We start from the raw sequence: 25,826 nt of genomic DNA on the forward strand, positions 1-25,826 counted from the left end.
TATTATGAAAAAACTACATACTATTTTAATAGGTATCTTCTTGTCCTTGGTTAGTTGCACCGATTTCACGGATATTGATCCCAAAGGGAAGAATATTTTAAACACCGTAGACGATTTGGATTTAGTATTGAATTACCAATATTCTTTATCAATATACAATTATGTGATAAACATGATGAACGATATCTATCCCCAAATGACAAATATCCCAGACTTAGTGAATCAATCACCAAGAACATTAAGGAGTATTTACGTTAGTTGGGATGAGACTTCAGATAGAGAATCATTAACAACATCTGATGAAATATATACCGGTTTATACAAGATTATTGGTCAAGTATCAAATCCCGTATTATTGAATATTGACAACGCTGACGGTGATCGAAAAAAAGCAAATCGGTTAAAAGCAGAAGCATTAGTATTGCGGGGATGGTGTCACTACCTTCTTGTGAACATTTATGCCAAAGCATACGACCCGACAACGGCAGCAACAGATCCAGGTATCGTTTATGCCATCGAAACTGAGGCCGTAGAGACCCCAAACGAAAAATTAACGGTTGCTCAAATATATGAAAATATCCTGTCGGATGTGAATGCCGCATTGGAATTAGGAAGTTTATCAACATCTCCGAGTAAAATGCGTATAGGACAAGCTTTTGCCTATGCCGTAAAAGCAAAAGTTCTTATGTCTATGCATGACTACGATGGTGCTTTTAAAGCAGCCACAGCATCCCTAAAAGTGAAAAACACAATGGATAACTATAATGATTTAGTTATTCCCGAAGTAACTTACGGAACAGGAATAAGCGAATTCACTCATCCATACCTAGAGTTAAATGAAGAACTTTTCGATACTCCGGTCTTGTTTTTCTATGAAGCTTTCACCACCGACCTCTGGAATGCATTTGAAGAGGGACATATCGTTAAAGAATACGCCTTAACAGATACAAGATTATATGGCATGAATATGTTTGGTTCTTCATTCTACGGCTTAAACATTCCTATGATGATATCCATGAATATGTATTACAGCCCAATAGGATTAACAACCGTAGACATGTATCTAACTCAAGCCGAATGCTACATTCGGGAAGGAAATTTAACAGAAGCGATGAATACATTGAACAATATTCGGCAACATCGTATTATCACGAGCAAGTATGCAGATCTAAGTGCATCCACGCCAGAAGCTGCAATAACGATATTAAAAAATATTTACCGGACGGAGAATTATGCAACACTAAAGAATTTTATCGACTTGAAACGCTGGAATACCGACGCCACCTTCCAAGCGACTCTCTACAAATCGATATCATACACGGCAAATGGTGAAACTAAAAATTTCTCGGCCGAGTTAACTCCTGATTCCCCGCTTTGGATTCTTCCGTTCCCGCAAAATGCCACGGACTATAACCCCAACTTGACCCAGAATTACTAACAATTCATATAAGTTGATTTTAAAAAACGGGAAAGTATATTTTTCCCGTTTTTTTTACCGTGTTGATCGTGTTCCCCAAAAATCGGCTCTGAAAAAGTAGGTGGATGTTCTTTTGTCTTTCAAACAAAATTGGAACAATAAAAAAGTCCTACAACACGTTGGTATATAGGACTTATCTCTTTTTTATCGCCATTTGGCTTTGTTCTTCCGTGATCCAGCTGGGACTCGAACCCAGGACCCCAACATTAAAAGTGTTGTGCTCTACCGGCTGAGCTACTGAATCCTTCAATTGTGTTTCTCAATTGCGGTTGCAAAGATAGTAATTCTATCTTAACTCCCAAAGGACAGAAGGATTTTTTTACAAAAAAAATACGAGGAAATCAAGCAGGCAGCACGATTTCGGCTATTCCTCAATCGACAAGGACTCGATTTTCAACAAGCGTTCTTTCAAGCGAGGCATATCTTTCTGTCTGATTGACAGCTCCATTTCGCATTCCATTTCAAAATTACGGGACAAGACCTCCGGTTCTTCCTCTTTTAATACTTTCATCACGTCATTCATAACCACGTAAGTAAAACGTACCCGGATCACCTCGTCAACCGTACGCTCCACGATCTCGGCATTATTAATCGCATCGGAAGCCGCTTCCTTATAAGCTTGGATCAAACCGGAAACGCCCAGTTTTATTCCCCCGAAATAACGGATCACCACGATCAACACATTTGACAGATCGTTCGACACGATTTGCCCGAGGATCGGTTTCCCTGCCGTGGACGAGGGTTCCCCGTCATCATTCGCCCGGAAGCGTTCCCGGTTTGCCCCTAAACAATAAGCATAACAATGATGCCGGGCATCATAATACTTTGTCTTCAGTCCGGCAACAATATCTTTAATCTCTTCTTCGGATTTCACGGGATAGATAAAAGAAATAAAGCGACTGCCTTTCTCCTTGTACAGGCCCTCGGCAATCGCGTTTACTGTTCTATATTTATCCTCTTCCATAAAGGAATAATTGACTAGTTACTACAATAGAGTTTCTTTTGAAGTTCCTCTACCTGTGCTTTAAAAGCACGATCGGTTTCCATCATATCGGTCACCGCTTTACAGGCATACAACACGGTCGTGTGATCCTTGCGTCCGATCTGCTTCCCGATATACGCTAAAGAAGCGTTCGTGTAATTCTTGCTGAAATACATCGCCAACTGACGAGCCTGAACCACCTCTCGCTTTCTCGTCTTCTCCTGCAACATATCAGGCGACATATTAAAGTGGGTACAAACCACTTTTTGAATATGCTCCACGGTCAACTCGATCTTCTGCTTCTTCACCATCTTACCCAAGATATCCTTCACCACGTCGACCGACAGATCCTTATGGTTAAAAGTAGCTTGAGCCAGCAAAGAGATCATGGCTCCTTCCAGTTCCCGCACGTTATTGCTCACGTACTTACAGATATATTCCAATATCTCGTCCGAAAAATCAATTCCGTCCTTACGTGCCTTGAAACGGGCGATCTCCATCCGTGTCTCAAAATCCGGGGCTTTTATCTCGGCGGATAATCCCCAACGGAAACGAGAAAGCAAACGCTCTTCCAAACCGCTCAACTCGGCCGGAGAACGATCGGATGTCAAAATCAACTGCTTCCCGGATTGGTGCAAATGATTAAATATATGAAAGAACGTATTCTGCGTTGCCGTCTTTCCCGCCAACTCGTGAATATCATCCAGTATCAACACGTCAATCAATTGATAGAAATGCAAGAAATCATTGATCTCGTTCTTACGCACGGCTTCCGTGAACTGCGTCTGGAACACGTTCGTGGTCACGTACAGCACCACCTTGTTCGGGTAATTCTGCTTCACTTCCATACCGATAGCTTGGGCCAAGTGAGTTTTTCCTAATCCCGATCCGCCATATATCAACAACGGGTTGAAAGCCGTACCTCCCGGATTCTGGGCTATTGCCACCGCTGCCGACTTGGCCAAACGGTTACATCCTCCCTCGATATAACTGTCCAACGTGTAAGAAGGATTCAATTGCGGGTCGATCTGTAAAAGATTATTTCCACGCTCGAAAGGATTCTTCGGAGCCACTCGATCCTGCTTTCCCCCATTCACGTAAACCGTGTTCGGTTCCACTTTCTTCACATTATTAGAAGACATGGTCACGGAAATGGGATCGCGAGGATGGCTCTCCTCTACCACAACCGAATATTCCAATTTAGCATTCGGACCGATCACAGTACGAACAGCCTTCCGTAATATATCCACGAAATGCTCTTCCAGACACTCGTAAACATACTGACTCGGCACTTGAATCGTCAACACATCCTGTTGTAGATTCAACGCACGAATCGGCGCGAACCAAGTCTTAAACGTTCTTGGTAACACTTGTTCTTCGATCAAGCCTAGACATTCCGACCAAACACTTTTACAATCCCTTTTCATTTATATATCGTTTTTCATCCCTATCTCATTTCTGCGAAATGGAATGCTAAATTCGAAAAAATTTTCTTGTAAAAAAAATGATGATTTCGCTTGTTTTTTATGGTTTCCCCCTTATGGTTTAGATATCAATTCTTTAGATATACACTACTATAAATCAATACATTAACCCCATTTTCCTCATTCCCGAAAACAACAAGCCATGCAACACATTCTTAACATAAGCGTAACAAAACAATTAACCCTCACACGCTATAAACCTTTAACACCGAGGGTAAAAAAATAAGATCAAAGACTATATTTCGATTCTTAATTTTTAAGCATTATGTTAACAATATTCCCTATTCCGGAAACATTATTTAGAACGATTCTAATTTTCAAATAAAGTCAATTTTAACAATATAAGCATCATCATAACGTTTGATAACATCCTCCAATTTCCGCTGAGCTGCTTTCAATTTCTTGTAACTATCAATGATATAAAGATACTTATCCTTGTATTTAACCTCTTTCACCCCAGGATTTTGCATGTAAATCTCCGAATTCATGGATAATCGTTCCGGGGACTCGAAAATCACCACCCCGTACTCTTCAAGCGATGCTTTTCCCGATGAAAAATCAATCAAAGAAAGGCTGATGAAGCGCTTGGGATTATACCTGAATTCCACCAGTAAACGATTCAAATTTTCACTCGCCTGATTCAAATTATAATACAAATCATTATCATTCAAAAGAGCACCTATCGTTCCCTCTCCTCGATTTATCTTACCCATGATCGAATCCACGGAAGCCAACATATTATCCAGACTCATTAACGTCTGGTGCAAACTGGCCCGCTTCAAAGAATCAGTTATAGCCGACACGTTGCCCAGAATATTCGAAATCTCCTCGTTATTATCTCTCAGATTCCCGGTAATACTATTTATATTTCTCAAAATAGAACTAATTCTGACCGACTCGGATTTCATCAACGTATCCAGATTTTCAGAAGCACCTTCCAAGTTACGCAACGTGCGATCAATACTCCCGAAACTATTTCCCAGATTCTTTTTCGTCTCTTCATTAAAAAGTCCCTGCACAATCACCATCACCGAATCAAGAGATCCCATCAACCGTTCCGCCTTCTGCTTCAGGGGCAACATCTGTTGACTGACCTGCTCCATAAGCCCTTGCTCCACTTGGGAGCGCAAGGTATCACCACTCACGGCAAACACGGGAGAATTACCCGGGACCAGATTAATCACCTTCGACCCCATCAAATCGGCACTCTGGATCATCGCCAAGCTATTGACCGGCAATTCCAATCCCTTGTTCACGGAAAACTTCACGAGCACCTTATCAAATCTCTCCCCGGTAAACTGGATTGAAATGACCTGTCCTACCTGATACCCCCGGTACATGACACCGCTGGACACCTTCAACCCCTCGACACTATCATACGTGCTGTAAAACGTACTCTTGGATTCAAACAAGGACGAACCTTTCAAGAAATTTATTCCCCAAATCAGGATAAAAACCGCGGCTAATGCCGTCACGGCCAATTTCGCTTCTCTCTTTATTTTCATGAGTGTTATTTTAATTTCTCTATTTAATTTTCTGTTCCAATTTCTTTGCCTCCGCAACCGTGATCTGTTTTCCTTTATATATAGCGATCACGAAACAATCTTTCACCGTCTTCCGGACATCCTTCTGCACGTCTAACGCTTTTTCATAACTTGAAGTTTTCCCCACGTAATACCGGAAACGATCCACTCCCTTCAACTCCTCTACCTTATATTTTAATTTCAGGTACCTGAAATCTTTTACCTGTGTCTTGGAAGACGCCACCTGTATCGCGAAAAACAAGTCGTTTTTATCAACCGCTTCCGCCTTCGTCGTCGAGCTTGTTTCTACTTTCTTCTCCACGGTTTTAGAGGTTTCCTGTTTCGGCGACGTTTTCGGTGTTTCCGTTCTTACCACGTCTTTTTTATCTTCCTGTCCTGCCGTCAACACCACGCTATTCTTTTCCACGTTATTCTTATACGTCTGAAAAGCGGTAAAAATCGAACGGGCGATATTCGTCTGTCCCGATTCGGAAGTCAATATCTTCTGGTCATTCGGGTTCGAGATAAATCCCGTCTCGATCAGGACGGCAGGCATCCCCACGTCCATCAACACGATAAATCCCGCTTGCCGCACTTCCCGGTCCGGCATCCGGGTCCTCGCCACCAACTCCTTCTGGATCGGGGCGGCAAATTCCATGCTGTTTTTCAAATGACTATTCTTCAAAAAATTGAACATGATATACGATTCGGCCTTCTTCGGGTCAAACCCGTCATACTTCACCGAATAGTCCTCCTCGTAGTGAATAGCCTCGTTCTCTTTCATGGCCACCTGGAAACTCGCCTCGGACTTGTGCAACCCCAACACGTAAGTCTCCACCCCCCTCACGCTCGACTTGGCAAACTTGTTCACGTGGATAGATATAAATAATTGTGCTTTCGCCTTGTTGGCAATCTTACCCCGCTCCCGCAAATCCACGGCCACGTCTTTCGTTCTCGTGTAAACCACTTTCATATCAGGATACGTGTTACTCACCATTTTTCCCAGTTTCAAGGCAATCGCCAAGGTTATATCCTTCTCTCTCAACCGCCCGCTAATAGCCCCCGGATCTTTTCCCCCATGCCCGGCATCAATACAAATACATTTAATTTTACCCAATGCCTCCTGTGCTGTCAAGGATTTTGAACCTCCTAACAGCAAGATTACCAACAACAAACTTATGACACTGTACTGATTTATCATGTATTTAAAACTTTTTAAAAAGAATCATGAGCATTAACAACCATTATTTCTTACATTTGCAAAGCAAAAATGCAATACGCGTGATGCAATAATTAGTCACAAAAATAATTATAAAATTGCAAGTTAGATTATATACAGGGCTTTTTATTAAGAAATGTATCATTTTAACAATGATCGCCCTGCCCATAATACTCTCCTCGAATGGCTTGGCGTCCGAGATTATTTTCGGACAAGGCATCTTCGTAACAGCCATTGACACAACGGGAAAACCCGGTGATAGCATTCGTATCGTTTATGATTCCGCGGGAATTCCCATCGACACGATCCGGAATGACACCACTCCCCAAAAACCTTTATTTGATGATCTAATCAAATACACGGCTGATGACTCCGTTAAATTCTCGATCCGGGAGAAAAAAGTATACTTGTACGGCAATGGTTACGTGAAATACCTCACGACCGAGCTAAAAGCCGATTACATCGAACTGGATATGGATAAAAAACTGGCTTTTGCCTGCGGGGTACCCGATTCTGTCGGGGAATTAAAAGGAAATCCCAACTTAAAAGACAAGGGCCAGGAATTCGATAGCAAGGAATTGCGCTATAACTTTGATACCAAAAAAGCTTATATCACGAATATCGTCACGCAGGAAGGGGAAGGCTACCTGCAAAGCGAGTTGACCAAAAAACAAAGTGATTCCGTTTATTGCGTGAAACACGGGACCTACACGACTTGCGACGAACACGACCATCCTCACTTCGGTCTCCGGATGAACAAGGCGAAAATGATCAAGGACAAAAAGATATTTACCACGTTCACTTATCTCGAACTGGAGGGAATACCTTTACCCATAGCTCTTCCGTTCGCCTTTTTCCCGATCACGAAAAAAGGGACATCGGGAATCATCATGCCGACATACGGGGAAGAGCGAATGAGAGGTTTTAACCTGAGAGGCGGAGGATATTATTTCTATATCAACGACTACATTGATATGAATATCACCGGGGATATTTACACGAACGGATCATGGGGACTGCAATACGCCACCCAATACCGGAAACGGTACAAATTCAACGGTAACCTGAACTTCACGATCAGCAAAAACTACGTCAGTGAAAAAGGCCTGCCGGACTATCAGGAATCATCGGACTGGTCGGTACGCTGGACCCATACCCAAGACGGGAAAGCGAATCCCTACAGTTCATTCTCCGCTTCCGTGGATATGTCCTCGGCCAACAACAATTATTATAACGCCAACACGGTTGATGGAATCGCCAACCAACGAAAACAATCCAGTATCTCCTGGAGCAAGAAATGGCCGGAAAGCCCGTTCAGTTTAAGTGGTTCCTTTAACCACAGCCAGAACAGTCGGGATACTTCGATCGCCATAACCTTGCCCAATTTAAGTCTCCGTATGACACAAATCTACCCCTTCCGTAAAAAAGGGAAATCGGGTGAAATGAAATGGTATGACAACATCGGTCTATCCTACTCGGCAGAATTAAGAAACAGTATCCAAACCAAAGAAAATAAACTATTCAAATCTTCTTTCGAAAGAGATTGGAACAACGGTTTCAAACACAACATCCCGATCAGTCTCTCGTTCAAAATCGCCAAGGACGTGACGTTCACCCCTTCGCTAAACTACAACGGATACTTGAACCTGAAAACCATAGAAAAAATATGGGTACCCGATACCACTGCAAACGGAGGGCAATATGTTACCCGGGATGTTATCGGTTTAAATTACTCGCACGACTACTCTGCCAGCGGGTCCATCGGTTACACCCCGACCATATACGGTATGTTCACTTATAAACCGGGCTCTAAAGTCGTGGCTATCCGCCACATGATCCGCCCGTCCATGTCCATATCTTATACTCCGGCAATCAAACCCTTGGGTAATTACAAAAAAAGTTACTTCAACGGGAAAGAGGAGGTAGAATACGCCATTCATGAAGGATTGGCTTATCGCCCGAACACGGAAGGAGGTAAACAATCCGGAAGCATCAGTTTCAGCCTCGACAACAACGTCGAAATGAAAGTGCGGAATGACAAGGACACCACGGGAGACGATGAATTCAAGAAAGTAAAACTCTTGGAGAGCTTCCGTATCTCCACTTCCTACAACCTGTTTGCCGACAGTATGAACTTCTCGAACATATCGTTAAGCGCACGTACCAAAGTTTTCAATAACAAAGTCGATTTGAACTTTAGCGGAACGATTGACCCTTACGCTATCGACACGCTCGGCCATAGATATAACAAATATCACGGGAAATTAGGCCGTTTGACCAACGCTACTATTTCTACGAATTTCAGTTTCTCCGCGGATAACGGGAAAAACAAAGAAAAGAAGAATGATCTGGTCGGCGGATTCTATGATGATTACGTGGATTTTGACGTGCCTTGGAATATTAACATCAGTTACAATTTCAGCTATTCAAGGCCTAATCCTTACAAGAGCCCGACCATCAGTCAGATTATCAACTTCTCCGGTGACTTGTCACTAACCCCCAAGTGGAAGATCACCTTCCAATCCGGTTATGACATCAAGGCCAAAGAGGTTACTTCCACGAGTTTCGGAGTCACGCGAGACCTGCACTGTTGGGAAATGACCTTCAACTGTATGCCGTTCGGGCAGCACCAATCTTACAATTTCGAGATTCACGTACGCTCGTCCATGTTGAGAGATTTGAAACTTACCAAGCGGGATTCCTGGTACGACAGGCGACTCTAGTTACTACTGAGATACGTATATGTTCGAACCGAGATACGGCTCAAATAATTGAACAAAGACGAGACATAGCCAAGATAAAGACGAGACAAAGCCAAGATAAGTCGGCTTTGTCTCCCAAATAAATTACAGATAAATGTTTCGTGAGAACCGATCACACCTCTATCACGGTTAGATTTCGGTCTGAATACATGCTTATTCCATGATTCCTCTTTGTCTTACCGCCTCGTACATCAACACGGCAGCGGCGGCAGAAACATTCAACGATTCGATTTGTCCCAGTTGGGGGATTTTGATTTGCTGATCAGCCAGAGCCAACAACTCTTCGTCGATACCGGTATCTTCCGATCCCATGATGAACATACACCCCTCTTTCATGTCCACGTTGGTATAGAATTTATCCGCTTTTTCCGTGGCAGCATACAACGTCAATCCTCTCCGTTTCAGCTCTTTTATCGTTTTCTTCAGATTTTTCTCCCGACAAACAGGAATATGATATAACGCACCCGCGGATGTTTTTATAGCATCGGAAGATATTTTCGCCGAATTCTTATTCGGGATTAAAATAGCACTCACCCCGGCACATTCGGCCGTACGGGCAATTCCACCCAGATTACGGACATCGGTAATCCGATCCAGTATAAGTACCAAAGGATTTTTTCCCTCGGCCACCACGGCATTCACCACCTCGTCAATGTCCTGATAAGGAATAGGAGAAACCTCCGCCAGCACCCCCTGGTGATTCTTCCCGGCAAACGGTTTAAACACTTCTTCAGGTACGTACTGGAACGGGATCTGACGTTCGCGCACCAATGAAAATAGCTGCTGGAATAACTCCCCCTTATTCCCCTGACGGAACATCACTTTATCTATCTCTTTCTCGTCCTGTATCGCTTCCATAACAGCACGAATACCGAAAATACACTCTTGCTTAAACTTTGCCATTTTATTTGTTTTTTTAATTTCTAGCTTTTAATTCTTCCAGATGTTCGTTCTCCCCTTCCCACTCTTCCATGCATGCCTCCAGACGCTTCCGCAACTCGTCATAACTTTTCAGAAGCTCCTCGCCGATCACCCCTTCAGCCATTTTCCCCTCGGCTTCCCCGATCTTCTGTTCCAATTCGGCAATTTCATTTTCCAACTTCTCGATCCTGCTCTCCGCACGTTTCAACTCCTTATTCCACTGTTTACGTTCCTCGAAGGCCATTTTACTCTCGGAAACCACCTCTTCTTCTACCACTTCATTTCCTTGGGCTTTCCGGGGATGCATTTGCTCGTATTCACGGAAACATTCCAATTTTTTGGCTTCCAGGAAATGAGTTACTCCCCCCAGATATTCTTTTATCCCTTTGTTAGCAAACTCGTACACCTTGTCGGCCAACCCGATCAAAAAGTCCCGGTCATGCGACACCACGATTACCGTTCCTTCAAATTTTTTCAAGGCATCCTTCAATATATCTTTCGTCCGCAAATCCAGATGATTGGTCGGCTCGTCAAGAATTAATACATTATAGGGTTCCAGCAACAAACGAACCATAGCCAAACGGGTGCGCTCCCCCCCGGAAAGAACCTTCACTTTCTTATCGACATCCTCCCCGGAAAACAGGAAAGCCCCCAGGATATCCCGAATTTTCTTCCGGATATCACCCACGGCAACCTGATCAATCGTGTCAAGCACGCTTAACGAGGGATCGAGTAAATCCGCTTGATTCTGGGCGAAATACCCGATATTCACGTTATGACCGATTTTCAACTCTCCTTCATAAGGGATCTGATCCATGATCATCTTTACCAACGTGGTCTTACCCTCGCCGTTCCGTCCCACGAAAGCAACCTTCTCCCCCCGCAACACGTCGAGATTCACCTCGTGCAACACCACGTGACTGCCATACGCTTTCGTCAAATCACGACCGCTCACGACGACATCACCGGAACGCACAGCCGGTTGGAATCTCACGTTAATCCGGGCCGAATCTTCCTGCTCGACCTCTATGCGATCAATTTTCTCCAACTGCTTGATCCGCGACTGCACCTGTACTGCTTTCGTCGCCTTGTAACGGAACCGCTCGATAAAATCCTCGGTATCTTTAATCTGCTTTTGCTGGTTCTCGTACGCCCGTTGTTGTTGCTCGATTCGTTCTTTACGCAACTCCGTAAACTTGGTGTACGATACCTTATAATCGTATATCTTTCCTAAAGAAATCTCCACCGTACGCGTCGTGATATTATCCAGAAATGCCCGGTCATGAGACACGAGAACAACTGCCCCCGGATACCCCTGCAAAAAAGACTCCAACCAAGAAATGGACTCGATATCCAAGTGATTGGTCGGCTCGTCGAGTAAAAAAACATCCGGACGTGCCAATAATATTTTCGCCAACTCGATCCGCATTCGCCATCCCCCGCTAAATTCCTCGCAACGACGTTCCAAATCTTCCTGCCGGAACCCCAATCCTTTCAACACGACCTCGACTTCCCCGTCCATGTTATCCGCTCCCCGCATGTGCAACATTTCGGTCTTGACATTCAATTTATCAATCAACGCCATGTAGCTGTCCGACTCGTAATCCGTGCGTTCGGCCAGTTCCTGATGCAAACGATCCAATTCCGCCCGCAATTCCAACACGTCATTAAACGCCGTCTCCGCTTCTTTCCGCACCGTTTTCCCCTCGGCATACACTTTGGTCTGGGGTAAATATCCAATTTTCAACCCGGAAGGAACCGACACGCTTCCCCCCGAAGGTTCCTGAACTCCCGCTAATATTTTTAATAATGTAGACTTGCCAGCCCCGTTACGCCCGGTCAAACCAATACGATCCCTCTTGTTTACTAAAAAAGAAATAGAGTCGAGCAACGCGTAATCACCAAATAAAACACTTACATTATTAATTGAAATCATATATATAGGTACAAAATAAAACCTTCCATTTTTAACAGGTGCAAATATACGAAACTTATAGACAACGGACAAACGTGTTTGTCCGTTGTGTTACAAGTTACAAGTTTACAGGTTACAAGTTATTTTTGCTGCTTTTTAACTTGCAACTTGTAAACTTATAACCTGTAACATGACGAAGTCATATAAAAAATGACAATTATCATGTTTTATCCTCCAAATAATTTTGTATATTTGGAAAATCTTGGAAAATACTAACTACATAAAAAAATAAAATATGTCCAAAGGAGTATTTAGACTACCGAACATTACCAATGAACCCATCAAAAGTTATGCACCGGGTTCTCCGGAAAGAAAAGAATTGAAGTCACAAATCAATCATCTGCGTTCTATCGTAGCCGATGTTCCCATGATTATCGGCGGGCAAGAAGTTCGCACGGACAAGTTAGTGGATATTCGTCCGCCACATGATCATAACCACCTGTTGGGCCATTATCATCAAGGGGATGCCAGTCACGTGCAAATGGCAATTGACGCGGCAATGAAGGCAAAACCGGAGTGGGAAAAAATGAGTTGGGAAAGCCGGGCAGCTATTTTCTTGAAAGCAGCCGACCTTTTGGCCGGTCCTTATCGTCAACGCATGAACGCGGTCACGATGCTGGGACAATCTAAAAATGCATTCCAAGCTGAAATTGATTGTGTTGCCGAACTAGCAGACTTCTTCCGTTTCAACGTGAAGAATATGTACGAGATATATCACATGCAACCGAACTCGGCTCCGGGAATCTGGAACCGCACGGTATGGCGTCCATTGGAGGGATTCGTTTTCGCCCTTACCCCGTTTAACTTCACTTCCATCGCCGGAAACCTTCCGGGCGCTCCAGCATTGATGGGTAACGTTTGCGTGTGGAAACCCTCGAAAACCGCCGTTTATTCAGCTCACCTGATCATGGAAATCCTGAAAGAGGCCGGACTCCCCGACGGAGTTATCAATCTGGTATATTGTTCAGGTCCCACCGCGGCCGAGGTGATTTTCTCCAATAAAGATTTCGCGGGAATTCATTTCACGGGTTCAACCCAAGTATTCAATGATATCTGGGCTACCATCGTGAAAAACATTGATAAATATCGCAGCTACCCGAGAATCGTGGGTGAAACCGGGGGTAAAGACTATATCTTTGCCGACCCGACAGCATGCCCGAAAGAAGTGGCAACCGCAATCGTTCGAGGCGCTTTCGAGTACCAGGGACAAAAATGTTCTGCTGCATCCCGTGCTTATATCCCGTCCAACATCTGGGCTGAAGTAGAGAACTACGTGCAGGCAGATATGGCAACAATTAAAGTCGGTGGCGTGGAAGACTTCACGAATTTCGTGAACGCGGTTATTGACGAGGCTTCTTTCGTGAAATTATCCGGGGCTATTGACGCGGCAAATAAATCGGAAGATGCAGAAGTAATTATCGGTGGACATTACGACATGAGTGCCGGTTATTTCATTCAACCGACAATCATCCAAGCTTTCAAACCGGATTACGTTACCATGCGTGAAGAGTTGTTCGGACCGATCTTGACCGTTTACGTGTATGATCCCGAAAAGGTAGATGAAACACTGGACCTTCTGGATAAATCATCCGCGTACGCTCTGACCGGAGCTATTTTCTCTAAAGATAGGGCTAATATTGAAAAAATGACCGAGCGTCTGACTCACACGGCAGGTAATTTCTACATCAATGACAAACCCACGGGTGCCGTTGTCGATCAACAACCCTTCGGTGGAGGGCGTGCATCGGGTACGAATGATAAAGCGGGGACAATCTTTAATCTATTGCGCTGGGTATCCCCGCAAGCTATTAAGGAAACATTTGTTCCGGCTACAAATTACATGTATCCCAATTTCCTGGAAGAATAGAACTACAAACCTTTACATACGGGGTTGGTCAAATATTTGATCAACCTCTTTTCTTTTAAAAGAGCTGATGTTTTCGATTCACCGCGTAAAAAGTCTCCCGCGATACATTGTAAATCCGGCAAATAGCCGACACGGACATCCCTTCTTCAAGCAAATGAGAGATCTCTTCCCAGTTATCCAATAACATATTTTGTTTTCCCTTTCCCGGCGGACGCCCCAGACGTACGCCCTCGGTTTTTCGATGTGCTAACGCTTCTCTGGTTCTCATCGAGATCAAATTATGCTCGATTTCCGCGACCAGTGCAAACGCGAACGCCAATACTTTACTGTTAATACTGTTGTCAAAAGCATAACCGTCTTTCGTACTATAAACAACAATATCCTTTTCAAGACAACGATGAAGAATCGACATGATATTCAACAAAGTACGACTTAATCGTGATAATTCAGTAACAATCAACACATCACCTTTTTTCAAACTCTTCAATAATTTTCCAAGTTTCCGGTCATGTTCGTTCTTCTTACCGCTGACGACTTCCGTAACCCAACGATCTATCGTTAAATTCTTCCGCGCGGCAAATTTTTCAATTTCCTCTTTTTGATTCTCCAAATGTTGTTTTCCTGTGCTAACTCTTAAATACGCTATTGTCATAAACCCTATTACCTTATAAAATGAATTAATACTACGACAACGAATAAAATTTCATATAAAAATCAGAATCTCAAATACTTACAACCAAATTACACAGGTGTCATGCAAAACGTCCTTAAAGTTGACATCGTTTTTTGCACTGATTATTACTTCTTTCGAACTCTCATTTCATTCGTATAATAGGCTCTTTAGTAACATTTCTGTAAATTTCCATCCTGTTTTTTCTAAAAAATGCTATATTTGTCAAGTAAAAGGAACGTTTATCCTGACAAATAGTTGTCAAAAGTGCGTTAAATCACATGAAAATTAGAATTTACATTTGATAGTTCAAACTAATAAACATTTGATTATGAACAAAAGAGAACTCACGAAGAAAGTTGCAGAAAAATGCGGATATACCCAAGCGACTTCCGCTCAGGTCATTAACGCTTTCATTGATTCCATCATCGAATCACTTGAAGCCGGAGAAAAAGTCACGATACAGGATTTCGGCACATTAGCCGTAAAACAGCAAAAAACAAGGAAACGTTTTAACTTGATTACGAAGGAGGTAGAGAACTATTCTTCTTACGATTACATCAAGTTTATCGCTAGTAAATCACTCAAGATGAAACAGAAAGAAAAAAGTTTGAAATAAAAAAAATAGAGATACTCACGTATCTCTATTTTTTTAGCGATTATCTTATTCTTAGATAATCTCGATATGTTCTTGATCTGTCAACTTCTCGCAATAGTGGCATTTCAGCACGATAGGAGAACTCCCGACAACATCAAATTTCGTACGAACGTGTTGATTGTTGGTAATACATTTCGGGTTCACGCATTTAGCAATTCCCTCTACATGTTTCGGTACCATCACGGCTTTCTTTTCAGCCACTTCGAAATCCCTTATAATATTGATTTTAGCCGTCGGCGCAACCAAGGCTAGTTTGTTGATCTCGTCGTCCTTCAGGAATTTATCCCAAATCTTGATGATTCCCTTTTTTCCCAGCTTGCTACTGATCAGATTATACCCGATCGTCACCGTGTTATCCAACTTCTGGATTCCCAACACGTTAATCACGTCAAACAATTTATCCGCAGGAATATGATCTATTACCGTACCGTTTTCTACGGCGCTAACCTGTAATTCTTTCTTTGCTGCCATATCTTTCTATTCTTTAATTACCATTTTAAATCTAATGCCTTGAAAATTATTGCCTGCCGGGTATACACACCGTTCAGTGCTTGCTGGAAATAGTATGCCTTCTTGTTGTCATCCACGTCCTCGCTGATCTCGTTCACGCGAGGTAGCGGGTGAAGGATACGCATCGTGTCTTTCGTTCCGGCCAACATCGAATTCTTCAAGATGTAAACATTCTTCACCTTCTCGTATTCCAACGGATCGGCAAAGCGCTCGCGTTGTACGCGGGTCATGTAGAGAATATCCGCGTCGTTGATCACGTCATCCAACTCGGTATGCTCGTAGTAAGGAATGTGTAACTCATCCAAGAATAACTTGTAAGCCTTCGGCATTTCCAATTCTTTCGGGGAGATAAAGTGGAATGTCGGGTTGAAGTGACTCATGGCTTGTAGTAAAGAATGAACTGTTCTTCCATACTTCAAGTCTCCTACCATGAAAATGTTCAAGTTTTCAAGAGTTCCTTGAGTTTTGTAAATTGAATACAAGTCCAACATCGTCTGTGTCGGGTGTTGGTTAGCACCGTCACCTGCATTGATCACCGGAACATCTGCCACCTCACTGGCAAAACGGGCAGCGCCTTCCAAGGGGTGACGCATCACGATCAGATCGCAGTAGTTATCCACCATCTTGGTCGTATCTTTCAACGATTCACCCTTTGTAGTACTGGACGATGAAGCATCGGAGAAACCGACAATACGACCACCCATTCTACTGATAGCTGTTTCGAAACTCAAACGCGTACGAGTAGATGGCTCGAAAAACAGGGAAGCAACCACCTTACCCTCTAATAAATTGCGATTCGGGTTTTTCTCAAATTCAGAAGCTATTTGCAATACTTCCAAAATGTCCTCTTTCGAGTAGTCGGTAATGGATACTAAGCTACGTTTATTCATAATTCTATATATTAAATGTGTTTATGTTCATATTTTCGTGGGCATAAAAAAAAACCAACAATGTCAACTAACGACAATGTTGGTTTTTGTATCTTGTTAAAACAACGATTATGTCTCTGCCTGAACTGGAGGCACAATAACAATCTTCGCCGAATATTTTGATGTTCTATCTTCATATCGGAATACAAAATTATGGATAATTTTCATCCGAACAAAACGATTTTCCGATTTATTTTTCAAAATATTTTCAATGCAAACGAGACTAATTGCAAACGAAGCACTTAGAGACGGGATTCTATTTCATTCACGATATCCCGTGCCACCTCCGTTTTCGTTTTCAGCTCGTAGACCGTTTTCCCGCCTGTTCTGTCCATGATGGTGACCTTGTTGGTATCTCCCCCGAAACCGGCACCCTTATCGTTCAAGCTATTCAATACAATCATATCGAGATTCTTTCGCTGCATTTTGGAAAACGCGTTATTTTCCTCGTCATTGGTTTCCAAAGCGAACCCTACCAGCATCTGGGAAGCCTTTTTCACGTGTCCCAATTCCGCCGCAATATCTCTCGTTGGCAATAACTCCAATACCAAATCCTCCTTTCCCCGTTTGATCTTTCGATCTGCCTTCTCCTTCGGGGTAAAGTCTGCTACCGCCGCGCTCAACACGGCAATATCACACGTTTCAAATTCTCTGGACGCGACCTCGTACATCTGGGCGGCAGATTCCACATCCACCCGATGAATAGACGGATGTCGCGTTTTCAGGTTCACCGGACCGCATACAAGAATCACCTCGGCCCCACGTCCGGCCAACTCCTCGGCTATTGCCAATCCCATCTTACCGGAAGAGTAATTCCCGATAAAACGTACCGGATCAATCTTCTCGTAAGTAGGTCCAGCCGTAACCAACACTCGTTTTCCCTTGAAGTCCGTGCGTTTGGCGAAGTAATCCGTTATAAAGGTCACGATTTGTTCCGGTTCTGCCATCCGGCCTTTCCCGATCAAGCCGCTGGCAAGTTCTCCGCTCTCCGGTTCTATTATAATATTCCCAAAAGACTGCAATATTTGCAGGTTACGTTGTGTTGCCGGGTGTTGATACATATCCAGATCCATTGCCGGAGCCACCATCACCGGACATTTGGCCGACAGATAGGTGGTCAACAAAAGGTTATCCGCTATTCCTCCGGCCATCTTTCCTATCGTGTTGGCAGAAGCCGGTGCGATCAGATACAAATCTGCCCACAACCCTAAATCCACATGTGAATTCCAATCCCCATTTTCCGGATTATAGAAATCGACCATGATCGGACTCTTGGAAAGCGTCGCCATCGTTAGAGGCGTGATAAATTCTTTAGCCAAGGGAGTCATCACGACTTTCACGCTTGCCCCCTCTTTCACGAGCAAGCGAGTCAACGTGGCAGCCTTGTAAGCTGCAATACTTCCCGTCACCCCCAATATAATATGTTTTCCTTTCAGCATAAGTCAGTTTATAAAGTTTATAAGGTTTATAAAGTTTATAAGGTCAAAAACTCATACTTAACTTTTATCGCAGTCACTCTGCCAATAAATAAAGCGCCCGCAGGGTCCATTGACTTTATAAACTTTATGGACTTTATGGACTTTACGAACCTTATAAACCTCATAAACTTATTTAGATTAAAAAACCTGAAAGCATGACACTCTCAGGTATATTCTTTCTCCTAAAAATAGGATTTATTCCCCGTCTGAATTATTTGCTTCACTCTTCTCTTTCGATGAAGTGCGGAAATAAATTTCCCCGTCCACGAATTCCTGGGTAGCAATTAACACCGGCTTAGGTAAACGCTCGTAATACTTGGAAATCTCGATTTGTTCACGATTTTCAAATATCTCTTCCAAATTATCCGCGTAAGAAGCAAACTCTTGAAGTTTCCTACTTAACTCCTCTTTCATTTCAACCGAAATCTGATTAGCCCTCTTACCGATCACGGCAACAGCCTCGTAGATGTTATCCGCTTTGCTGGCCAAGGATGCAGGATTCCGGGTAATAGTATTATTCGGCGCTTTAACTTTCTTAAAATCTACCATGGTTAATTTGAATATTATTGTTTTATCTGGTTAATCTTCTTCGTCAACATCGTACTTTTTCAAGAACTCGTTGATGATCTCGTATTTTCTGGTCATTTCTTTCGCGTAACGGCTTTCGGGATATTCTTCCAAGAAATAATAATATTCTTCTTTCGCCGCGTTGAAACGCTCGTACTGTTTCTCCTCAATACTATTCACAGCCATCTCGTATTTAGAATTGAATAGCATGTACATGATCTCTTCCCGGTATTTAGAACCCGGATAATCTTTCAAACAATTTTCGAGACTGATAACGGCTGCTTTATATTTTTCTCTTAAATAATAATTTCGGGCACTCAGGTAATCCTTGTAAGACAATTTATCCCGCATTTCATCCATAAACTCGTTAATCTGTTCTTTACGAGCACTATTCGGGTAACGACTCAAATAAAGCTGGAAGTTTTCTATCGCCTTTTCGGTCACGGACTGATCCAATCTAGCTTTCGGGGATGCAAGGAAATTACAATATCCGATCATGTATAAACACTCTTCGACAAAGGAACTTTCGGGATACATGGCAACAAATTGTTTGAATAATTCACCTGCCACCTCGTAATCTTTTTGGTTATAACTACAGAAAGCACGATAATAAGCAACACGTTGCGCCTTGGACGTCCCCTTAAAGGTCCCCCGGATCGCATCAAACAGGTTCGAAGCCCGCGTGTAATCGCCATTATTATAATACTCTACCGCTTTATCAAACATGGTCTGAGGATCACCATTTTTCAATAGTTTCTGGTACTCGCCACATGAACTCATCAAAAATATTACAAGCAGAAATCCTATAAAATTTTTCATCATAAAGTGCCTTTTTTGCATCAGGCAAAGATAAATTATAAATATCAATCTACAAAATAATTTACGATTAATGATTGCAAATAAGCCGTCAGTTTCATGTTCACCTACAACTTGTAACCTGCCAACCCGTAACCTATAACTCGCCGAAGGCGACTTACAAAGATAAAAGTTAAAAACTAAAAGATAAAAGGTTGAGTGAAATGGCAAGTCTGGAGCGAAGGGTAATTTTAACCTGCAACTTGCCGAAGGCAAATGTAACCTGTAACTTGTAACTCGCCGAAGGCGACTTTCGACTAAGTATTTAAACGTATTTCCATGCTTCCGCCCACAACTTTTCAAAAGAACTTATTTGGAATACATTTTTTTAGTTACCTTTGCTTCCATATTTGTGAATACAAGAATATTGTAAATATTAAGATTAAGAATTTTCAAAATATTTATCGAAGTGGACATTTTTGAAAGAGTTAGAAAACAAAAGGGAAACATTGGTCAATATGCCAAACAAGCTCATGGCTATTTCTCTTTCCCGAAATTAGAGGGTGAAATTGGTCCCCGCATGAAATTCCGCGGTAAGGAAGTTTTAAACTGGAGTCTGAATAATTATATCGGTCTTGCCAACGATCCGGAAGTACGGAAAGCAGATGCAGAGGCTGCCGCTAAATACGGTATGGCTTACCCGATGGGGGCTCGAATGATGAGCGGACAAACCTCTCGTCACGAGTATCTGGAATCTCAACTGGCCGAATTCGTGGGTAAACCGGATGCCTTCTTGTTGAACTTCGGTTACCAGGGAATGGTGTCTATCATTGATGCCATGACCAGCCGTCATGATTGTATCGTGTATGACGCGGAAGACCACGCTTGTATCATGGACGGTCTGCGCCTGTCTCCGGCAAAAAGATACGTGTACCAACACAATGATATGGAGAGTTTGCGCAAACAACTGGAAAGAGCTACCAAATGGGTGGAAAACACCGGTGGCGGTATCCTGGTTGTGACGGAAGGTTTATTCGGTATGGCCGGAGACCTCGGAAAATTGGATGAAATCGTTGCCATGAAAAAAGATTTCAATTTCCGCTTGCTCGTGGATGACGCTCACGGTTTCGGAACCATGGGTCCTCACGGAGCCGGAACAGGAGATCATTTCGGGGTAATGGACGGAATCGACCTTTACTTTGCAACTTTCGCCAAAGCTATGGCCGGAATCGGAGCATTCATCGCTTGTGACGAAGATATTTGCATGTACTTGAGATATAACATGCGTTCTCAGACTTTCGCCAAATCACTCCCGATGCCGATGGTTGAAGGCGCGATCAAACGTTTGGAATTACTGAGAAGCAAACCGGAATTAAGAGAAAAATTGTGGACCATCGTTCGTGCTTTGCAAGCCGGATTGAAAGCAGACGGATTAAATATCGGTGTTACGAATTCACCTGTTACTCCCGTTTACCTGTCCGGTAGTGTTGCCGAAGGAACCCAAGTGGCCATGGATTTAAGAGAGAATTACAACTTGTTCTGCTCCATCGTGGTCTACCCGGTAATCCCGAAAGGACAATTGCTGCTCCGCCTGATCCCGACCGCTATGCACACGTTGGAAGACGTTGAATACACGGTTAAGGCATTCAGAAACGTAGCTCAAAAACTAGCAAATGGCGAATACAACAAAGACGTAGTTGTTGACGCTAACGCATTATAAAGAATTTCATTCTTCATAAAAAAATCGCTGACCTTTAGGGGTTGGCGATTTTTTATATTCTCTAATTCAACTTTCCGGGATTAATACCCCAGAATTCGGTATTTCTTGCTCAATACTATCGCTTACATCTCTTCGTTATCTCTTCGATATACCATGCTTAAAACATGCTTATAAGCAACGAAGAAATGTCGAAGAGATATCGAAGAGATAACGAAGAGATGTAAGCTTATAATACTCGTTAATAAAGACTTGACATTACATTTGTAGCATTATTTCTCAACATCCACGTACCCGCTAAACATTAATTCCTTATCCCCTCTTTCCTTCAACGTACGGGCTAAACAAGCGGCTGTTCGCTTCACCTTTCCCTCGAATAACGTTTTACCTTGATAAGTCACCTTTACCGGCTTATCCATATCCACCATTTCATCATTCAGATACACTCTTACCCGGGGATAATCGCATTTCTCGATTTTCACCTCGTTCCCATCAAGTTCCGCGATCACACTCATCCCGTAACGAGCACACTCCCGCTCAACCTCCAACCAATACATGGACGGACGCACCACTTCTTCTTGTCGCCACACGATCTTTTTCGGCAAGGTGTTTCTTTTATATCGTGTCATCCAAGTTATGGCTGCCGTATCTGCCCGATCCATCCAATGACCTTTTCCTTTCACGATATGCGTTTCATGAATATATCCCTGCGGCTCCGCCTGTTGTAAAGAATCCATCACCATTCCTTTCTCCACGGCTAATTTATTCCGATCATACGCCCCATCATTCTCGCCCATCCAAATCATAAACGGCACATTACGCAAATTCACCTGCGAAGCTTCTCCCGGATGTCCGGCCATCATGGAAGCTGCCGCCCACCGATCAGCCATTCTGGGAGCCATACGCCACGTGCCATCCCCTCCGGCCGAATATCCCAGCAAGTACACCTTATCCGGGTTCACCCCCATCTCTACCACGGCAGTTTGAATCAACGCCTCGAAAAATTCATCCAACCCGGGCTTGAACCACATATTCCAATCATCCCAAGGAGCCCTTGGTGCCACGTAAACCCCTTCCTTGGGCTGGTATAAACGAATCTGATTCTGCCATTGCTGCGTGTTCAGCGCTTCCGGGGCATTTCCCCCGCCATGCATGGAAATAAATAAACTTCGTCCGTCCGCGGGTTGTTCGCCGAATACCCGATAATCAAACTTCATTCGTAAACTATCCCGGTTGAAACATTTCGACACCCAAGAACGATGATATCTCTCTTTAATCTCCTTCTTCCAAGCCTCAAACAACACGTTTTCAACAGTTAAAGCACTTTCCCGTGTCAACTCTTTTTTTGCAAATCCCTGTGTCTCGACCTCTTTCAACGTCCCCTTTTGCAAATATTTCTCCAATTTTCCCACATTTTGGGCAAACGTGCTGGAACATAACAACACACTCGCCAATAAAAACAAACCGTTTTTTACCGTTTTCATACACTAAACCTGATTACATAAATACTCTTTATGTTGCAAGTTTACCACTAATTCTCAAAAAAACATGATTTTTTCACCTATAACCTCTCTAAAAAAATGAAAATCCCAAGTATTTCATGAGATTCAAAAAATACTTGGGATTCATAAAAAATTCAAGAGATCTTCGGATCACTCCATTATTCCGGTATCACGAACAAGCCGTCACATCCGGTTTCAACCCATTTTGCAAAAACACTGTTATCTTGCGGGTTAAATGACACGATAGAATATCCTTCATCACTCATACCGTAAATCAAATGACTTACCGCATCGTAAACAGCATACGTGAAATCATAATCTAACTTGGTCACGGGTGTCGGGTTATTCTTAACACTTTCCCATGAAGCCGCATCCGTGAAAGAGAATACGGATGTCTCGTACACGCCCTCATCTTCATCAACTGCCACACAATTGAACTCGTACCACGTGTCGCCCACTTTCTGGTAAGAGTAAACCGCACTCTGGTTACTATATTTCTTAGCAACTTCATCTTGCGTCATGGAGAACCCGAAACCACAATTGGAAATTTCACTGCCTTGATCAATACGAAGACCACAGAACCCATAATTACCGTCACAGACAAACGTTCCCCCGATCGTGTACAACCGGTTAAATGAAAGGCCAATTATGTTCGAGTACGTGTGCAACACGGTCTCGCTTCCCGTCGAGCTGACAGAAACCAACGAGATATTGTCTGTACCTTTATCCGCAATCAAAGCATACAATTTTTCCCCATCCGTTCCAAGACTAAAACACTTTTCGGCATTCGCCCAGTCCAAATTATCCCCTTGACGAGTTTTCGTGTCATAATAGTACACGGCATGTTCATTCACCATTGTCTTGGTTTCCTCATCATAGTAAACCAAGATCGTTTTGTAATAAATCTTTCCATGATTATCTGCCACGATTCCGTCTACCTGTAAATCCGGATTATCCAGCGTGAAAAGAACTTCGCCCAAGGCTTTCCCCGTCACGTCGACTGCACATATCGCCAAATTATCATCCTCATCATACACCAACCCGTATGCGGATGATCCCTCTCCCACGACAATCTTGGTCTCGAAAGTTACCTCGCCAAGCTCGTAAGTTTTCCCTCCTTGCGTGAGAATCACCATATACTTACCCTCCGCATTCTCGGGACTCGTAAACGTGAGACTCCCTTCGGTAACGGAAGTTACCGCTACATCTACCAACGTCTCGCTCCCATCCGCACGCAACTGAATCTTACAATTCTTGGCAAAACCGTTACCGGCCAGGATCACGTTTTCCCCGGCCGTTTGCATTCCGGTCGGGATAACTAGGTTCTCGATAGGCATCTTCTTATCGTCGCCACCATTATCATCGTCCGAACAAGCGACAAAAGCCGCTACTAATACAAAAATAAATAATAATTTTTTCATAACTTTTTTATTTACAACCTTTACCCCAAAAGGTCATTCCATTTTTAAAGAGGTGGGGTTTCAACCTCTTCCGTTTTATCTTATTTAACTTCATCCAATTTTTTCACGTAATCCTGCACAGAGGCCGACAACGCCGGGTTATTAAACTGCAATGACACCACGTATGCCTGTTCGTAACTCTTCTTGGCCTTCTCTTTTTCTCCCGTCGTCTTGAAACAATCCCCAAGCATGATAAGACCCCGCATCTGTTCGTCAGGCTTCACCGGGAACTTTAATGCATTCTGCAACCACACCGCCCCATGCTTTGCCACCTCTATCGTCAACTTCTCGCCCAAAGCTTCATACAAGGCATCCACGGCCCCCAAGTAATCCCGGTAACCGACACCCTCACCCAGACGGGCAAAGTAAGTATCCATATCACGACAATACCGATCCACATCCTTCTTATTGTAGAGATAATATTCCGCCTCGAACAACATCTTCAACCCCGTGTAAGCATCCATACCGGCAAAATTCATCAACGAATCGTACACGGGTTTCAAATCACCCTTTACCCGTTCCAACTCCTTCAAGTAATCCATATCCCCTTTACGGGCCAATTCCCGCGTCAGCATAAAACTCAATTCGAACAAATAACCGGACACCTCCATCGGTTCCACCTCCCGAACGTAATCTCCATAATGAGCCGCCACGTGATTAAGCACCCGATCGTTCTTCACCGCCTCGGGATGATAGAGCGTGAATACCTTGAAGTCTTCCCGGTTTACCCGTTGTTCCAACGACTTTTGTTTGTCATAATCCGCATATAAACGCTCCACCCGGAACTCCCATTTGTCATAATCCTGTCCCGACAACCGGGCAAGGAAATCAGGAGCGTCCAGCAACATCGCCCGCACGAGCTCCAGATTCTTCTTATCTTTCCGGTATTTCTCGTACAACTGATCCAACGGCAATACCTCTTTCAACGCCAACAAAGCAAAACGCTTCAACCCGTCAATCTCCAACGCCCCCTCCTGCCGGGCGATCACATTCCCGTCCGGATCCAGAATCAACAAGGTGGGATAAGCTTTCACTCCATAACGTTTCACTTCTGCCGCAAAAGTCTTGTCCTCCGCATTTACCCGGTAATTAACGAATCGTTCGTTAAAACACACTCCCACCTCGTCATTCGGGAACACACGATCAGACAACAATTTACAAGGCCCACACCAAGTCGTGTAGAAATCCACGAAAACCTTCTTGCCCTCGGCTTTTGCACGCTGCAATGCCTCCTGAAAAGTCCCCTCGAAAAATCGAATACCCTCACCTCTTGCCACCACAAGCGACGACAGCAACACGATCAATAAAACAATCTTCTTCATCTTTCTGC

20 protein-coding genes and 1 tRNA gene are annotated in these 25,826 nt (G+C 43.4%); 5 read left to right on the top strand and 16 right to left on the bottom strand.

Annotation, left to right across the window (positions count from 1 at the left end; genetic code table 11):
- Positions 1 to 4 precede the first annotated feature (4 nt).
- The gene (locus tag DWW52_RS05360; protein WP_118714444.1) at positions 5 to 1,438 is read left to right on the top strand and encodes a RagB/SusD family nutrient uptake outer membrane protein; all 1,434 of its coding nucleotides are present in this window, start codon (positions 5 to 7) and stop codon (positions 1,436 to 1,438) included.
- Between the two features lie 210 nt (positions 1,439 to 1,648).
- Here the strand turns inward: DWW52_RS05360 and DWW52_RS05365 are convergent.
- The 5 genes from DWW52_RS05365 to DWW52_RS05385 all read right to left on the bottom strand — a co-directional run bounded on the left by DWW52_RS05365 (position 1,649) and on the right by DWW52_RS05385 (position 6,667).
- Positions 1,649 to 1,721: transfer RNA gene (locus DWW52_RS05365), tRNA-Lys, on the bottom strand.
- A gap of 120 nt (positions 1,722 to 1,841) precedes the next feature.
- On the bottom strand, positions 1,842 to 2,441 hold the full coding sequence (locus tag DWW52_RS05370) for a YigZ family protein (protein ID WP_118714445.1): 600 nt from the start codon (positions 2,439 to 2,441) through the stop codon (positions 1,842 to 1,844).
- A 14-nt stretch (positions 2,442 to 2,455) separates the two neighbouring features.
- The gene (gene dnaA, locus DWW52_RS05375; RefSeq protein ID WP_118714446.1) at positions 2,456 to 3,886 is read right to left on the bottom strand and encodes a chromosomal replication initiator protein DnaA; all 1,431 of its coding nucleotides are present in this window, start codon (positions 3,884 to 3,886) and stop codon (positions 2,456 to 2,458) included.
- A gap of 374 nt (positions 3,887 to 4,260) precedes the next feature.
- Positions 4,261 to 5,448 carry an MlaD family protein gene (locus DWW52_RS05380; protein ID WP_118714447.1) on the bottom strand — a complete coding sequence of 396 codons (1,188 nt, stop codon included), beginning with the start codon at positions 5,446 to 5,448 and terminating at the stop codon, positions 4,261 to 4,263.
- 19 nt (positions 5,449 to 5,467) lie between these two features.
- Entirely contained in the window at positions 5,468 to 6,667 is a 1,200-nt protein-coding gene (locus DWW52_RS05385) for an N-acetylmuramoyl-L-alanine amidase (protein WP_118714448.1), read from the bottom strand.
- A 116-nt stretch (positions 6,668 to 6,783) separates the two neighbouring features.
- On the opposite strand from DWW52_RS05385, the gene DWW52_RS05390 reads away from it, so the two are divergent.
- Positions 6,784 to 9,408, top strand: a complete 2,625-nt coding sequence (locus tag DWW52_RS05390) for a putative LPS assembly protein LptD (protein WP_233556713.1) — start codon at positions 6,784 to 6,786, stop codon at positions 9,406 to 9,408.
- A gap of 192 nt (positions 9,409 to 9,600) precedes the next feature.
- On the opposite strand, the gene rlmB is transcribed toward DWW52_RS05390, so the two are convergent.
- Positions 9,601 to 10,350 (bottom strand): 23S rRNA (guanosine(2251)-2'-O)-methyltransferase RlmB, encoded by a 750-nt coding sequence (gene rlmB, locus DWW52_RS05395; protein ID WP_118714450.1) that lies wholly within the window; start codon positions 10,348 to 10,350, stop codon positions 9,601 to 9,603.
- A 13-nt stretch (positions 10,351 to 10,363) separates the two neighbouring features.
- Entirely contained in the window at positions 10,364 to 12,304 is a 1,941-nt protein-coding gene (locus DWW52_RS05400; RefSeq protein WP_118714451.1) for an ABC-F family ATP-binding cassette domain-containing protein, read from the bottom strand.
- 274 nt (positions 12,305 to 12,578) lie between these two features.
- Here DWW52_RS05400 and pruA point away from each other — a divergent pair, with 274 nt between their 5' ends.
- Positions 12,579 to 14,210 carry an L-glutamate gamma-semialdehyde dehydrogenase gene (gene pruA / locus DWW52_RS05405; RefSeq protein WP_118714452.1) on the top strand — a complete coding sequence of 544 codons (1,632 nt, stop codon included), beginning with the start codon at positions 12,579 to 12,581 and terminating at the stop codon, positions 14,208 to 14,210.
- Positions 14,211 to 14,265: 55 nt separating this feature from the next.
- Here the strand turns inward: pruA and DWW52_RS05410 are convergent, their stop codons facing one another.
- On the bottom strand, positions 14,266 to 14,862 hold the full coding sequence (locus tag DWW52_RS05410) for a recombinase family protein (protein ID WP_118714453.1): 597 nt from the start codon (positions 14,860 to 14,862) through the stop codon (positions 14,266 to 14,268).
- A 319-nt stretch (positions 14,863 to 15,181) separates the two neighbouring features.
- Between DWW52_RS05410 and DWW52_RS05415 the strand changes: the two genes are divergently transcribed.
- Positions 15,182 to 15,499, top strand: coding sequence for an HU family DNA-binding protein (locus DWW52_RS05415; protein ID WP_305036205.1), 318 nt, complete (start codon positions 15,182 to 15,184; stop codon positions 15,497 to 15,499).
- Between the two features lie 51 nt (positions 15,500 to 15,550).
- Here DWW52_RS05415 and pyrI read toward each other — a convergent pair whose 3' ends face one another.
- From pyrI to DWW52_RS05445, 5 genes are all read right to left on the bottom strand, one after another.
- Positions 15,551 to 16,009, bottom strand: coding sequence for an aspartate carbamoyltransferase regulatory subunit (gene pyrI, locus DWW52_RS05420; RefSeq protein ID WP_118714455.1), 459 nt, complete (start codon positions 16,007 to 16,009; stop codon positions 15,551 to 15,553).
- 17 nt (positions 16,010 to 16,026) lie between these two features.
- Positions 16,027 to 16,938 (bottom strand): aspartate carbamoyltransferase, encoded by a 912-nt coding sequence (gene pyrB / locus DWW52_RS05425; protein WP_118714456.1) that lies wholly within the window; start codon positions 16,936 to 16,938, stop codon positions 16,027 to 16,029.
- A gap of 281 nt (positions 16,939 to 17,219) precedes the next feature.
- Positions 17,220 to 18,416 (bottom strand): bifunctional phosphopantothenoylcysteine decarboxylase/phosphopantothenate--cysteine ligase CoaBC, encoded by a 1,197-nt coding sequence (coaBC, locus tag DWW52_RS05430; protein WP_118714457.1) that lies wholly within the window; start codon positions 18,414 to 18,416, stop codon positions 17,220 to 17,222.
- A 234-nt stretch (positions 18,417 to 18,650) separates the two neighbouring features.
- Positions 18,651 to 19,004, bottom strand: coding sequence for a DNA-directed RNA polymerase subunit omega (locus tag DWW52_RS05440; protein WP_118714459.1), 354 nt, complete (start codon positions 19,002 to 19,004; stop codon positions 18,651 to 18,653).
- A gap of 30 nt (positions 19,005 to 19,034) precedes the next feature.
- The gene (locus DWW52_RS05445; RefSeq protein WP_118714460.1) at positions 19,035 to 19,844 is read right to left on the bottom strand and encodes an outer membrane protein assembly factor BamD; all 810 of its coding nucleotides are present in this window, start codon (positions 19,842 to 19,844) and stop codon (positions 19,035 to 19,037) included.
- 442 nt (positions 19,845 to 20,286) lie between these two features.
- Between DWW52_RS05445 and DWW52_RS05450 the strand changes: the two genes are divergently transcribed.
- Complete coding sequence (locus DWW52_RS05450; RefSeq protein WP_118714461.1) at positions 20,287 to 21,537, top strand: aminotransferase class I/II-fold pyridoxal phosphate-dependent enzyme; 1,251 nt, start codon at positions 20,287 to 20,289, stop codon at positions 21,535 to 21,537.
- A gap of 269 nt (positions 21,538 to 21,806) precedes the next feature.
- Here the strand turns inward: DWW52_RS05450 and DWW52_RS05455 are convergent, their stop codons facing one another.
- The 3 genes from DWW52_RS05455 to DWW52_RS05465 all read right to left on the bottom strand — a co-directional run bounded on the left by DWW52_RS05455 (position 21,807) and on the right by DWW52_RS05465 (position 25,818).
- Positions 21,807 to 23,018: an alpha/beta hydrolase gene (locus DWW52_RS05455; RefSeq protein ID WP_118714462.1), complete on the bottom strand. Its 1,212-nt coding sequence runs from the start codon at positions 23,016 to 23,018 to the stop codon at positions 21,807 to 21,809.
- Between the two features lie 176 nt (positions 23,019 to 23,194).
- Positions 23,195 to 24,457, bottom strand: a complete 1,263-nt coding sequence (locus DWW52_RS05460) for an IPT/TIG domain-containing protein (RefSeq protein ID WP_118714463.1) — start codon at positions 24,455 to 24,457, stop codon at positions 23,195 to 23,197.
- An 80-nt stretch (positions 24,458 to 24,537) separates the two neighbouring features.
- The gene (locus tag DWW52_RS05465) at positions 24,538 to 25,818 is read right to left on the bottom strand and encodes a thioredoxin fold domain-containing protein (protein ID WP_118714464.1); all 1,281 of its coding nucleotides are present in this window, start codon (positions 25,816 to 25,818) and stop codon (positions 24,538 to 24,540) included.
- Positions 25,819 to 25,826: the final 8 nt, after the last annotated feature.

This window comes from Odoribacter sp. AF15-53 (assembly GCF_003479425.1).
Classification (GTDB): Bacteria; Bacteroidota; Bacteroidia; order Bacteroidales; family Marinifilaceae; genus Butyricimonas.

Excerpts from the sequence above, each read along its gene's own strand:
- DWW52_RS05360 (WP_118714444.1), top strand. The coding sequence starts at position 5 with ATGAAAAAACTACATACTATTTTAATAGGTATCTTCTTGTCCTTGGTT.
- DWW52_RS05370 (WP_118714445.1), bottom strand. The coding sequence starts at position 2,441 with ATGGAAGAGGATAAATATAGAACAGTAAACGCGATTGCCGAGGGCCTG.
- dnaA (WP_118714446.1), bottom strand. The coding sequence starts at position 3,886 with ATGAAAAGGGATTGTAAAAGTGTTTGGTCGGAATGTCTAGGCTTGATC.
- DWW52_RS05380 (WP_118714447.1), bottom strand. The coding sequence starts at position 5,448 with ATGAAAATAAAGAGAGAAGCGAAATTGGCCGTGACGGCATTAGCCGCG.
- DWW52_RS05385 (WP_118714448.1), bottom strand. The coding sequence starts at position 6,667 with ATGATAAATCAGTACAGTGTCATAAGTTTGTTGTTGGTAATCTTGCTG.
- rlmB (WP_118714450.1), bottom strand. The coding sequence starts at position 10,350 with ATGGCAAAGTTTAAGCAAGAGTGTATTTTCGGTATTCGTGCTGTTATG.
- DWW52_RS05400 (WP_118714451.1), bottom strand. The coding sequence starts at position 12,304 with ATGATTTCAATTAATAATGTAAGTGTTTTATTTGGTGATTACGCGTTG.
- pruA (WP_118714452.1), top strand. The coding sequence starts at position 12,579 with ATGTCCAAAGGAGTATTTAGACTACCGAACATTACCAATGAACCCATC.
- DWW52_RS05410 (WP_118714453.1), bottom strand. The coding sequence starts at position 14,862 with ATGACAATAGCGTATTTAAGAGTTAGCACAGGAAAACAACATTTGGAG.
- pyrI (WP_118714455.1), bottom strand. The coding sequence starts at position 16,009 with ATGGCAGCAAAGAAAGAATTACAGGTTAGCGCCGTAGAAAACGGTACG.
- pyrB (WP_118714456.1), bottom strand. The coding sequence starts at position 16,938 with ATGAATAAACGTAGCTTAGTATCCATTACCGACTACTCGAAAGAGGAC.
- coaBC (WP_118714457.1), bottom strand. The coding sequence starts at position 18,416 with ATGCTGAAAGGAAAACATATTATATTGGGGGTGACGGGAAGTATTGCA.
- DWW52_RS05440 (WP_118714459.1), bottom strand. The coding sequence starts at position 19,004 with ATGGTAGATTTTAAGAAAGTTAAAGCGCCGAATAATACTATTACCCGG.
- DWW52_RS05445 (WP_118714460.1), bottom strand. The coding sequence starts at position 19,844 with ATGATGAAAAATTTTATAGGATTTCTGCTTGTAATATTTTTGATGAGT.
- DWW52_RS05455 (WP_118714462.1), bottom strand. The coding sequence starts at position 23,018 with ATGAAAACGGTAAAAAACGGTTTGTTTTTATTGGCGAGTGTGTTGTTA.
- DWW52_RS05460 (WP_118714463.1), bottom strand. The coding sequence starts at position 24,457 with ATGAAAAAATTATTATTTATTTTTGTATTAGTAGCGGCTTTTGTCGCT.
- DWW52_RS05465 (WP_118714464.1), bottom strand. The coding sequence starts at position 25,818 with ATGAAGAAGATTGTTTTATTGATCGTGTTGCTGTCGTCGCTTGTGGTG.